General features: G+C 67.2%; 9 protein-coding genes and 2 pseudogenes. 1 reads left to right on the top strand and 10 read right to left on the bottom strand.

All coding sequences use genetic code 11. The features are described from left to right. The 6 genes and pseudogenes from PLC66_RS20910 to purL form a co-directional block, all read right to left on the bottom strand. On the bottom strand, positions 1–410 hold a 410-nt coding region (locus PLC66_RS20910; protein ID WP_324544129.1), incomplete at its 3' end, for a copper chaperone PCu(A)C. A gap of 126 nt (positions 411–536) precedes the next feature. After that, the gene (locus PLC66_RS20915; protein ID WP_324544130.1) at positions 537–947 is read right to left on the bottom strand and encodes a DUF2946 domain-containing protein; all 411 of its coding nucleotides are present in this window, start codon (positions 945–947) and stop codon (positions 537–539) included. 148 nt (positions 948–1,095) lie between these two features. Beyond that, positions 1,096–2,382 (bottom strand): EAL domain-containing protein, encoded by a 1,287-nt coding sequence (locus tag PLC66_RS20920; RefSeq protein ID WP_324544131.1) that lies wholly within the window; start codon positions 2,380–2,382, stop codon positions 1,096–1,098. Positions 2,383–2,384: 2 nt separating this feature from the next. Further along, positions 2,385–3,413, bottom strand: coding sequence for an HD-GYP domain-containing protein (locus tag PLC66_RS20925; protein ID WP_324544132.1), 1,029 nt, complete (start codon positions 3,411–3,413; stop codon positions 2,385–2,387). A 163-nt stretch (positions 3,414–3,576) separates the two neighbouring features. Then, positions 3,577–3,678, bottom strand: a pseudogene (locus PLC66_RS20930) (DUF3391 domain-containing protein); the annotation flags it as partial. Positions 3,679–3,857: 179 nt separating this feature from the next. Next, positions 3,858–7,793 (bottom strand): phosphoribosylformylglycinamidine synthase, encoded by a 3,936-nt coding sequence (gene purL, locus PLC66_RS20935; RefSeq protein ID WP_324544133.1) that lies wholly within the window; start codon positions 7,791–7,793, stop codon positions 3,858–3,860. Between the two features lie 151 nt (positions 7,794–7,944). Between purL and PLC66_RS20940 the strand changes: the two genes are divergently transcribed. Next, a complete protein-coding gene (locus PLC66_RS20940) occupies positions 7,945–8,652 on the top strand; it encodes a fumarylacetoacetate hydrolase family protein (protein WP_324544134.1) in 708 nt (235 codons plus the stop codon). Positions 8,653–8,700: 48 nt separating this feature from the next. Here PLC66_RS20940 and PLC66_RS20945 read toward each other — a convergent pair whose 3' ends face one another. The 4 genes and pseudogenes from PLC66_RS20945 to dmpG form a co-directional block, all read right to left on the bottom strand. Next, positions 8,701–9,291, bottom strand: coding sequence for an antibiotic biosynthesis monooxygenase (locus PLC66_RS20945; protein WP_324544135.1), 591 nt, complete (start codon positions 9,289–9,291; stop codon positions 8,701–8,703). 243 nt (positions 9,292–9,534) lie between these two features. Next, positions 9,535–10,467: a SphA family protein gene (locus PLC66_RS20950; protein ID WP_324544136.1), complete on the bottom strand. Its 933-nt coding sequence runs from the start codon at positions 10,465–10,467 to the stop codon at positions 9,535–9,537. Between the two features lie 98 nt (positions 10,468–10,565). Then, positions 10,566–10,772 (bottom strand): annotated as a pseudogene (thmT, locus tag PLC66_RS20955) (2-hydroxymuconate tautomerase); the annotation flags it as partial. 116 nt (positions 10,773–10,888) lie between these two features. After that, positions 10,889–11,814, bottom strand: a 926-nt coding sequence (dmpG, locus tag PLC66_RS20960) for a 4-hydroxy-2-oxovalerate aldolase (protein WP_324544137.1), incomplete at its 5' end; no start/stop codon positions are given.

Here is an 11,814-nt window from a genome sequence, read left to right on the forward strand (position 1 = left end):
GCCGGCGCAACGAGCTCGATGGACTGCCGGCTGCCGTCCTTGTTCTCGATGACGATGGTGAGCGGCACCTGGTCGCCCTCCTTCACCTGCGCCTTCAGGTCCATCAGCATGACGTGGTAGCCGCCGGGCTTGAGCTCGACGGCCTGGCCGGCCGGCAGCTCGAGTGCCTCGATCTGGCTCATCTTCATGACGTCCTTGTCCATGACCATCTCATGGATCTCGACGACACCGGCCACTGGCGACGCTGCCGACACGAGACGCGCGTCGGCGCCTGACTTGAGCTGCATGAAGGCGCCGGTGGCCTTCTGCTGCGGCACGGTCGCCCGCACCCAGGCCTCGCTGACGGTGACCTCGGCGCTGGCATGCAGGGAGCTGAGGGCGAACAAGGTGGCGATGGCAAGCTTTTTCATGGGGGACTTCTCCTGGAATGGTCACACACGGTTCAGGCGGGACGATCGGCTAGCGCCGGATCGCCGGGTTCTGCCGGCCCCTGCGCCGGACGCAACCTTGCTGCGAGGTTGGCAGCAGCCCTGACGTCAAGCCTGCACAGGCGGTGCACGCGGGTGCGACGGCGACCATGCGAAGAGCGGACGCGCCGCGTGCAGGAATAACCAGGGAACGAGCCTGCTCGCCGGGGGCGCGGCAAGCCCGGCGCGAGCAGCCATCGGAAGCAGTGCCGCACCCGTATGAGCGCAGCAATACGGACAATGCGAGAACGACGGCAGCTCATCCCCGTCGCCACCGCCGGGCGCCTCCTGGCCCCCGTGCACGGCAAACTCGGCCGCATCGACCGCCACCCAGCCCGTACCCTCGGCCGAACAGACCTCGATCAGGTAGCGCCCCGCTTCGTCCGGCCCCATCGCCCGGCTGATGGTCGGCGCGAGCGCACTCATCAACATCGCGAAAAGCGCGCCCCAGGTGAGGAAACGTTGATGAAAGCGCTGCATGACGCGTCGATGGATCCGGGACGAGCTCGATGACGCAGGCAATTATAACGACAGGAACTGCAGCAGAATTGATTCCCGTCAGCTCCAGCAGGCCGGCGGGGCTGGCCTGCGGCGAATCGTCGCAGGCGCCGTGAGGCGACGGTCGTGCCTAAGCGGCGATGCCGGCCCTGGCGCGGGCCCAGGCGATGAAGTCCGGCAGGGCCAGCGCGCGCGAGTAGAGGAAGCCCTGGATGTAATCGCAGCCCATGGCGGCCAGCATCTGCGCAGTCTGCTCGTGCTCGACCCCCTCTGCCGTGACGTGCACGCCGAGACGGTGCGAGAGCTCGATGATGGAGGCGGCAATCTCCCGATCGCGCGCCGACGACACCAGGTCGACGATGAAGCTGCGGTCGATCTTGACTTCCTGCACCGACAGGCGTTTGAGCCGGCTCATGCCGGAGAAGCCGGTGCCGAAGTCGTCGATCGACAGACTGACGCCCAGCAGGCGCAGGCGCTTGAGCACATCGGCCACGCCATCGCCTTCGGTGTCGTCGAGCATGCTGGTCTCGGTGATCTCCAGGCACAGCGACGACGCCCGCACGCCCCAGGTCATCAGCGCCTGCTCGATCAGGTCGGGCACCTCGACGTCGTAGAGGTCGGTTGCCGACAGGTTGATCGACATGTGGACCTCGAGCCCCTCGAGCCGCAGCGTGTGCAGGGTCTGCGCTGCACGCTGGAACAGCCAGCGGTTGAAACGATGACGCAGCCCGAGTCGGCCGATAAGGCTGACGACGACCGGCGGTGGCACCCATTCGCCGCGACTGTCGCGCCAGCGCAGCAGCGCCTCCGCGCTGCGGCACTCCCCGCTTGGCACATGCACCTTGGGCTGAAGATGAAGCTCGAGCTCGTTACCGCCCGAGAACGCCGCCCGCAAGTCGCGCTCGAGCAGGGCCACACCCGACGAGCTGTGCTCCATGCCTGACTCGTAGATCAGGCTACCCGAAGCGCCGCGGCGCGCCGCAAGGCACGCGATGCGCGCCGACTGCAGCAGATGAAAGGCGTCCTGGCCATGATCCGGCGAGATGGCCGCCCCGCACACCACCTGGGCCTGCAAGGCCATGCCATCGAGCTGAACGGGCGTATCGATGAAGGCCTGCTCGAGCCTGAGCATGCCCAGGGTGAGCACCGCCGCGCTCGACAGGCGTGGCAGGACGACCAGCCACTCGCTGCCGTCGATGGGGAACAGGCTGTCCTGCGCGCGTAACCGCGCCCGCAGCCGCGCGTCGATCTCGCGCTCGAACTTGCGCACATGCTCGAGCGACAGGCGAAGCGCCGCCGGGTCGGGCAACACGACTAGGGAAATCACGCCCACGCTGCCCGCCTCGCCCGCGCTCCGCATCGATGCCGAGAGCTCGGACAGGGCGGCAAGGAAGCCGGGCGGCGTGCGTGATTCCATGATCAGGCCAGGTAAAGGTCGTCCGGGTCGATGCCGTAGGCGTTCGGCGGCAAGGCCTGGACGATGCGGTAGGGCTCGCCGGCCGGCGTCTCGGGCCGCATCAGCAGGTCAAGCGTGCGCGGAAAACGCTCGAGCGTCTTGTCGGGGCCGAGCAGGACCAGCACGCGCGGCTGCAGGCGACGCACCTGGTTCTGCTGGATCACGACGCCGACCTCGCCGCTGTTGAGTTCGACCAGGGTGCCGATCGGGTACAAACCGATGCACTGCAGGAACTGGTCGACCAGCGTGTCGCGGAACTGGGTGTTGCGAAGCTGGTTGAGCGTCTCCATCGCCTTCTGGCTCGACACCGCGCCGCGATAGACGCGCTCGCGCGTCATCGCGCAGTAGGTGTCGACGATGCCGGACATCTCCGCCGGCAGCGGGATCAGCAATCCCTCGAGGCCGCGCGGGTAGCCCGTACCATCGTAGCGCTCGTGATGCGCAGCGATGATGCCGAGCACCTCGGAGTCGAAATCCTCGCGCGCCTTGAGCAGCTTTAAGGTGTTGCGGACGTGCGCCTTGACGTGCTCGAACTCGTGCTCGTCGAGCGGACCCGCCTTGCTCAGGATCGCGTAGTCGATCTGGATCTTGCCGATGTCCTGGAGCAGGCCGGCCAGGCCGAGCTGACGCACCTGCCTCGCGCTGAGTCCGACAAATCGCGCAAAGACCATGGCATGCACCGAAACATTCACCGCATGGTCGTAGGTGTATTGGTCGGTGCGTTTGAGGCGGCTCAGCCACATCAGCGCATCGGGGTTGCGCTCGACCCCGGACGCCATCTCGCCCACCAGTCCGTCCAGGCGCTCGACATCGAGGGGGCTGTCGTTGTCGATCGCGACGCGTGTCTCGCGCAGCGCGCGATAGACGTCATCGACGATCGGGGCCAGGTAAAGCAGTTCCGACTCGAGTCGGCTGCGGCCATCCTCGACACGCACCCGCGGGACATGGGGAAGCCGCCTGGTGTGGATCTTGCCCTTGAAGCTGCGCGCCACCTTGAGGAAGCGTGTTGCCTCGACCCGCGACCCGCGACTCGAGATCGCTGGGATGCTGCTTTGGAACACCATCGAGTCCAAGCAGGGGGGCGTCGCGCTCGACGACCTTCCTGCTGTGATGCTCGCCGATGGAGAGCGCATGATCGATCACGACTTCTCGGCAGTACTGCTGGAGCGCCCGCACCTGGTCGACGTTCTCCACCAGAAAGCCCTGCATCATGAAGGGCGTCTGGATCCACGGGCGATCGATGTCGGCGACGAACATGCCGATCTTGACATCACGCGTCGGTAACCGGCGCTTCAAGCCTGCCCTCCCATATCGAACCTGCTCACAAACGATGCCCCAGGATCGAGCTTAACGGCGCCAAGTAAGAAAACCTTAGTCGGTCCTGCCCTTCCGCTGCCTGAAACAGGCACGCCGCTCGATCGGCCCCGAGGCGAAGTTCAGCCCAGCCAGTGGCGCGCGTTGCGGAACATGCGCAGCCAGGGCGAGGCGTCCGGGCTGTCCTTCACCAGCCACTGCGGGGCCCACGACATCTGCAGTGTCCGCGCCGTACGCTCCGGGTGCGGCATCATCACCGTAAAGCGTCCATCCGCGGTGGTGAAACCGGTGACACCGCCCGGCGAGCCATTGGGATTGGAAGGGTAGGCCTGCGCCGGATTGCCGTGGTTGTCGATGTAGCGCAGCGCGAGCAGGGCCTTGTCCCGGTCGGCCTCGTTGCGGAACACCGCCTGGCCCTCGCCGTGGCTGACCACGATCGGCATGCGGCTGCCGGCCATGCCCTGGAGCAGGATGGAGGGGCTGTCGGTGACCTCGACCATCACGAAGCGCGCCTCGAACTGCTCGCTGCGGTTGCGGTGGAAGGTCGGCCAGGCTTCGGCGCCCGGGATGATCGGTGCCAGGTGGGCCATCATCTGGCAGCCGTTGCACACGCCGAGCGCGAAGGTGTCGCTGCGGCGGAAGAAAGCCTCGAACTCGTCGCGCAGGCGGGCGTTGAACAGGATGGACTTGGCCCAGCCCTGGCCGGCGCCGAGCACGTCGCCGTAGGAGAAGCCGCCGCAGGCGGCCAGGCCATGGAAGTCGGCGAGGTCGATGCGGCCGGCCTGCAGGTCGGACATGTGCACGTCCACCGGGGTGAAGCCGGCACGCTCGAAGGCGGCCGCCATCTCGAACTGGGAGTTCACCCCCTGCTCGCGCAGCACCACCACCCGGGGGCGGGCGCCGCTGGCAATGAAAGGCGCGGCCACGTCCTCGCGAACGTCGAAGGACGGCGCCACCGACAGGCCGGGGTCGGTCGCATCGGCCAGGGCGTCGAACTCCTGCTGCACGCACTGCGGATCGTCACGCAGCTTCGCGATGCGGTAACTGGTCTCGGACCAGGCCTGCAGCAGCTCGACGCGACTGCCCTCGAACACCAGCTTGGCGTTGCGGCGCAGGCGAATCTGGTCCTGGGTGTTGGGCTCGCCGATGAAGTGGTAGGCCAGCCCAGCCGCACGCAGCTGCTCGGTGACACGGGCGCGCTCTTCGCGGCGGATCTGCACCACGGCACCGAGCTCCTCGGCGAACAGGCCGGCAAACAGGCGGTCGGCGAACCGGCCCTTGAGGGTGTCGGGCTTCTTCTCGAGGCCATCGACATCCATCATGTAGGGGTCGTAGCACACGGTGTCGAGGATCAGCGACAGCCCGCATCTGGCGGCGAAGGCCATCTCGCACACGGTCGCGAAGAGGCCACCGTCGGAGCGGTCGTGGTAGGCCAGCAACAGGCCGTCGCGGCGCAATTGCTGGATGGTTTCGAAGAAGGCCTTGAGCTGGGCCGGGTCGACGTCGGGCGCATGCTCACCGACCGAATCGTAGGCCTGGGCGAACACCGAGCCGCCGAGGCGGTTCCTGCCGTTGCCGAGGTCGATCAGCAGCAGCTCGGTCTCCACGCCTTCGGGCAGCTGCAGCTGGGGCGTGAGCGTGTTGCGGATGTCCTGCACCGGGGCGAAGGCGGTGGCGATCAGCGACAGCGGGGCGACGACCTGCTTGTCTTCCTCGCCATCACGCCAGGCGGTGCGCATCGACAGCGAGTCCTTGCCGACCGGGATCGACACGCCGGCGCTGATGCAGAACTCGGACACCGCCTGCACGGTGTCGAACAGCTTGGCGTCCTCGCCGCGATGACCAGCGGCGGCCATCCAGTTGGCCGAAAGCTTGACGTCGCCCAGGCTGGCGATGTCGGCGGCGGCGATGTTGGTGATCGCCTCGCCGATCGCCATGCGGCCCGAGGCCGCTGCGTCGACGCAGGCCAGCGGCGTGCGCTCACCCATGGCGAAGGCTTCGCCGCGGTAGCCCTGGAAGCTCATCGCGGTGACCGCGACGTCGGCCACCGGCACCTGCCAGGGGCCGACGAACTGGTCGCGCGCAGTCAGGCCGCCCACCGAGCGGTCGCCGATGGTGATCAGGAAGCTCTTGCTCGCCACCGCCGGCATGCGCAGCACGCGCATCCCGGCTTCCTTGAGGTCGAAGTCGGTGGTGTCGAAGGGTGGCAGATGCACCGCGCGCCGCGACACGTTGCGCGTCATCTTCGGCGGTTTGCCGAGCAGCACCTTCATGTCCATGTCCACCGGCTTGTTGCCGAAGTGGCGGTCGGACACGGTGAGGTGGCCGTCGGCAGTCGCCGTGCCGAGCACCGCGAAGGGGCAGCGCTCGCGCTCGCAGAAGGCCTGGAACAGCGGCAGGCTCTCGGGCGCGATCGCCAGCACGTAGCGCTCCTGCGATTCGTTCGACCAGATTTCGCGCGGGCTCATGCCCGGTTCCTCGATGTGCACCTCGCGCAGTTCGAAGTGCGCGCCGAGGCCGGCGTGGTCGGCGAGTTCGGGCATGGCGTTCGACAGGCCGCCGGCGCCGACGTCGTGGATGGCGATGATCGGGTTCTTGTCGCCCTGTTGCCAGCACGCGTCGATGACTTCCTGGCAGCGGCGCTGGATCTCGGGGTTGCCGCGCTGCACCGAGGCGAAGTCGAGGTCGGCGGTGTTGGTGCCGGTCGCCATCGACGAGGCCGCGCCTCCGCCGAGGCCGATGAGCATGCCCGGGCCGCCGAGCTGGATCAGCAGCGTGCCCGGCGGGAAGGTGGGCTTCTGGGCCTGCTGGGCCTGGATACTGCCCAGGCCGCCAGCGATCATGATCGGCTTGTGGTAGCCGCGCACCTCGCCCTGCATTTCCTGCTCGAAGGTGCGGAAATAGCCGGCGAGATTGGGACGACCGAATTCGTTGTTGAAGGCGGCGGCACCGATCGGGCCCTCGATCATGATGTCGAGCGCAGAGGCGATGCGCTCGGGCTTGCCGTAGGGTTTCTCCCAGGGCTGGCCGAAGTCGGGGATGTTGAGGTTGGACACCGTGAAGCCCGCCAGGCCGGCCTTGGGACGCGAGCCGCGGCCGGTCGCGCCTTCGTCGCGGATCTCGCCACCGGCGCCGGTGGCCGCGCCCGGGAAGGGGGAGATCGCGGTCGGGTGGTTGTGGGTCTCGACCTTGGCGAGGATGTGGGTGTCCTCGTCGTGGTAGCGGAAGGCGCCATCGGCGTCCGGGTACAGGCGGGCGATGCGCGCGCCCTCGATCACCGAGGCGTTGTCCGAATAGGCCACCACCGTGCCCTCGGGATGGGCCCTGTGGGTGTCCTTGATCATGCCGAACAGCGACTTCTCCATCGGCCGCGCGTCGATCACCCAGTCGGCGTTGAAGATCTTGTGCCGGCAGTGCTCGGAGTTGGCCTGGGCGAACATCATCAGCTCGACGTCGGTCGGGTTGCGCCCGATGCGGCCGAAGTTCTCGACCAGGTAGTCGATCTCGTCCTCGGACAGCGCCAGGCCCAGTTCGCCGTTGGCGCGCTCGAGCGCGGCACGGCCACCGGCGAGGATGTCGACGGTGGTGAGCGGCTGCGGCTCGTAGTGGTGGAACAAGGCTTCCGCTTCTTCGATGCTGCTCAGCACCGACTCGGTCATGCGGTCGTGCAGCAGGCCGAGCAGCGCGGCGTTGCCCTCCACGCCGCGCGCCTCGATCGTGTAGCCGATGCCGCGCTCGATGCGCACGATCTTGTCGAAGCCGCACTGGTGGGCAATGTCGGTCGCCTTGGACGACCACGGCGAGATCGTGCCCAGGCGCGGCACCACTAGGCGCAGCATGCCGGCGGGCAGATCCCGGGTGGCCGGATGCGCGTCGAGCAGGTCGACCAGCCGCTCATGCTCCTGGGGGCTCAACGCCTGCTTCAGCTCGATGAAGTACCAGTGCTCGGCCGCCAGATCGTTGAGCCTGGGGAGGACCTCGCCGACGGCGCGGGACAGACGTTCCAGACGGGAAGAGGACAGCGCCGCAGCGCCACGCAACTTGAGGATCGAGGTCATGTTTCTCAGGAGCAGGTCGGGAGGACGGACACCAACGCCATGGCAGCGCCGGAAAACATCGCATTATAGCCGAGGCGCCCCCGCCCCTCCGGGGCCTCGCGCATGCAGCGACGTTGTAGACTGCGCGCCTTCACCGCAACCGAGAGCCATCATGCCGGACCTCAACTACCTGTGGGCGCCCCCCGCCCCCGTCTCGCTGCCGGTGCGCGGCACCAGCGCACGCTTTCCCGTCAACCGCCTGTTCTTCGTCGGCCGCAACTACCAGGCGCACGCGCGCGAGATGGGCACCTCGGTGGACAAGACGACGATGCGCCCGGTGTATTTCACCAAGTTCGCCGCGATGCTCGCCGAGTCCGGTAGCAGCGCGCCCTACCCGCCCGAAACGCGGGACTACCACCACGAGATGGAGTTGGTCGTCGCCCTCGGCGAGGACGGTTTCCGCGTTCCGCCCGAGCAGGCCGCAAAGCTGATCTACGGCTACGCCTGCGGCCTGGACATGACCCGGCGCGACCTGCAGGCCGCCGCCAAGGCAAAGGGCAACCCCTGGGATGTGGCGAAGAACGTCGAGTCGGGCGCGGTGGCCAGCGAAATCGTGCCTGCCCAGGGCCGGGTGCTGGAGCGCGGCGAAATCAGCCTTCGGCTCAATGGCGAAGTACGCCAGCAGGGGGATCTGGCCGACATGATCTGGACCATCCCGGAGATCATCGCCGACCTCTCGACCTACTACCACTTGCGGGCCGGCGACCTGATCTACACCGGCACACCCGAAGGTGTGGGACCGGTACAAGTCGGCGACCTGCTCGAGGGCCGGATCGAGGGCGTGGGGAGCCTGAGCTTCAGGATCGATCCTGCGGAATGACGCTCGGCGCCCCGCCGCCGCACTGCGCGCGGGGTGGCCGCCGGCCGATCAGGCCTTGGGCGCGGGATTCAGCCAGCCGCGCATCAGGCGGGTGAGGCGCGGCATCACCACCCAGGTCATGGTGGCGACGATCAGCGCGGTAAACACCGCGGTGCGCGGCAGGAAGGGCAGTTCCACGAATCCCGGCCACAGAGAGACCAGCCACAGGTAGAGGGACACCACCGGGAAGATGCCCATCCAGGTCACGAACGCCATCCTGGCGCGCGGCGGGTGCATGCTGGCCGGCACCACCGCGGGCTCGAACCAAGCCTCCAGGCCGCTCAGCTTGCGGAACTCGGGCTCGCCCTCGGCCACCGCTTTCATGCGCTCGAGCAGTTCGAGGCGTGCGGCGCTCATGTCCCAGGCCTGCAGCTCAGCCTCCGAGGCAAAGCGCACCACCAGCTGATATTCATCGCCGGGCGCCTCGGGCGGAATCAGGTCGCCACCCAGAAAGCCCTTGTGTGCGCGCATCTTGGCGAGCATCTCGCGCAGCATGACTTCGTACTCTGCCTCATGCCCCGGGCGCGCGCGGCGGCGGGCGATGCGGGTGACACGGGCAGGGGTGGCCTGGTCCGACGTGGCCTGGGCGGGTGCATTCATGGTGGCGGCTCTCCTGATCTGGTGGTTCGATGGAGCGTCGTTACGCTGCATCAAAGGTACAGGTTCACTCTAACGCAAAAATCTCGAGATTTTAATCAAATAAACACAGGCTGCGCTTCACTCAGTTTATCCGCTGCCGACAGCCTCGCCGGCGTCGCGCTCGCAATGAAAAACCCCGGTCGCCTTGTGGGGCGAACCGGGGTTCTCATCCTGGCCGGTGGGACAGCGCTCAGGAGGCGGGCCTTACAGCGGCATGATCAGCTTGAGGATGAACTTGTCGCCCTCGAAGCGGTTCTCGGCGCTGGTCTCGCGGTTCCACTGGCCGGTGAAGTGCACGCCGCCCTTGGTCGTATAGCTCACCGTGGGGCCGATGGCGAAGACTTCGCCCTTGCGGCCCTCGGACCAGATCCCGCCGGGGCCCACACCAATCGTCTGGCCGTCGAGCTTGTCATTGGTCGTCTGCTTCAGGTAGTAGCCCGACAGGCCGACACCCCAGGGCCCGAAGCGCTTGCCGACAAGATAGTCCATGTGGAACTCATCGCCCGACTCGTACTTCATCTTGGGCGCGCCCAGCGCCGGGCGAAAGTCCTTGTTGGAGGACTTGATGTTGTACATGAACTTGGCGGAGACCTCCCAGCCGGTATCGCCCAGGTAGGTGACGGCGAAGATCGGCTCCACGCTCCAGTAGTTGGCGCCGATGCTCTGGCGCGGGTCGCCTTCCTTGTAAGCCCCCACCGGCAGGTTGATGTCGAGCGCCGCTGCCCAGTGCCAGTTCTTGGCGTGCCACGACAGGACGAAGGGATTGACGGTGATGTCGCCGAGTCCGAACTGGGACTTCGAGCCTTGTCCGAGCGCCACGTCCTGATGCACCAGCGGCACGATCACATGCCAGCCCCAGTTGCCGCCGAGGATCTTGTGCTCGGTGATCTGGACGAAGCGGAAGGCGTTGAACCAGGCATCGACCCCGGCACCCGGCACTTTCTTGCCACTGCCGTCGACCAGGTCACCGCTGTAGTAGCCGAAATAGTTAAGGAAGTAGTTGCCCGGGGGCGGCAGCGCCCCCGCCAGCCAGGTCTCGGCCCCGTTCGGGTACTGGTCGCCGCCTTCCTTGGCGTGTGCGCCACCGACTGCCAGGCTCGCAAGGGCGAGCGCCGCCCACAGCTTGTTCAGCTTCATGCTCCAAACTCCTCGATGATTGTGGTTTTACAGCGAGTGCTGTTCTTGATACGGCGGCCTCTGCGGGCCGCTCGCGAATACGCAGTGGACGCGTCCGCTCAGCGTCCGAGGTCCTTCGCCGACACGCCGCCGATGCCCCAGTTGGTCTTGGGCACTTCGCGGATGACGACGCGGACCGTCTCGACCGGGGCGCCGACCGCTTCAACCAGCGCCTGGGTGACCTTTGCGATCACGGCGCGCTTCTGGTCTTCGCTGCGGCCTTCCATCATGGTGATTTCTGCCAAAGGCATCTCATCGTCCTCCCTGTTCTCGAAAAAATGGCGTCCCGCCCAATCGCACGACGCCGCTCACTGCCTTGCTGCATACGGTCCTGACGTGACACGCCCCCGTGGCATCGGCCAAACGGGGGCGCCGGTCCGCCTCAGGCGGCGAGACCCTTGGCCTTGGCGAGGTTCAGCGCCGTATCCTCGATCATGTCTTCCTGGCCGCCGACCATGCCGCGCCGGCCCATCTCGACCAGGATCTCGCGCGCCGGCACGCCGTACTTCTTCTCGGCGCGCTTGGCGAACAGCAGGAAGGAGCCATACACGCCGGCGTAACCCAGCGTGAGCGCGTCGCGGTCGATGCGGATCGGGAAGTCCATGATCGGCACGACGAGGTCCTCGGCCACGTCCTGGATCTTGAACACGTCGACGCCGGTCTCGATGCCCATCAGGTCGCACACCGCGATGAACACTTCCAGCGGCGTGTTGCCGGCACCAGCGCCCAGGCCCGCGGCCGCGGCGTCGATACGGGTGGCGCCGACTTCGAGCGCGGCCAGGCTGTTGGCCACGCCCATCGCGAGGTTGTGGTGGCCGTGGAAGCCGAGCTCGGTCTCGGGCTTGAGCGCCTCGCGCACGGCCGCCAGGCGCGCCTTGACCGTGTCGGGCAGCAGGTGGCCGGCCGAGTCGGTGACGTAGATGCAGTTGGCGCCGTAGCTCTCCATCAGCTTGGCTTGCGTGACGAGCCCTTCGGGGCTGTTCATGTGCGCCATCATCAGAAAGCCGACGGTGTCCATGCCGAGCTTCCTGGCCATGCCGATGTGCTGTTCAGACACGTCGGCCTCGGTGCAGTGGGTGGCGACGCGGATGGTGGAGACGCCGATCTCGTGCGCCATCTTCAGGTGGTCGACGGTGCCGATGCCCGGCAGCAGCAGGGCCGAGACCTTGGCCTGCTTCATCAGCGGAATCACGGTGCCGAGGTATTCCTCGTCGCTGTGCGCGGGGAAGCCGTAGTTCACCGAGCTGCCGCCCAGGCCGTCGCCGTGGGTGACCTCGATCAGCGGCACGCCCGCCTCGTCCAGGCCGA

Source organism: Thauera sp. (assembly GCF_035444905.1).
Lineage (GTDB): Bacteria > Pseudomonadota > Gammaproteobacteria > Burkholderiales > Rhodocyclaceae > Thauera.

Excerpts from the sequence above, each read along its gene's own strand:
- PLC66_RS20915 (WP_324544130.1), bottom strand. The coding sequence starts at position 947 with ATGCAGCGCTTTCATCAACGTTTCCTCACCTGGGGCGCGCTTTTCGCG.
- PLC66_RS20920 (WP_324544131.1), bottom strand. The coding sequence starts at position 2,382 with ATGGAATCACGCACGCCGCCCGGCTTCCTTGCCGCCCTGTCCGAGCTC.
- purL (WP_324544133.1), bottom strand. The coding sequence starts at position 7,793 with ATGACCTCGATCCTCAAGTTGCGTGGCGCTGCGGCGCTGTCCTCTTCC.
- PLC66_RS20940 (WP_324544134.1), top strand. The coding sequence starts at position 7,945 with ATGCCGGACCTCAACTACCTGTGGGCGCCCCCCGCCCCCGTCTCGCTG.
- PLC66_RS20945 (WP_324544135.1), bottom strand. The coding sequence starts at position 9,291 with ATGAATGCACCCGCCCAGGCCACGTCGGACCAGGCCACCCCTGCCCGT.
- PLC66_RS20950 (WP_324544136.1), bottom strand. The coding sequence starts at position 10,467 with ATGAAGCTGAACAAGCTGTGGGCGGCGCTCGCCCTTGCGAGCCTGGCA.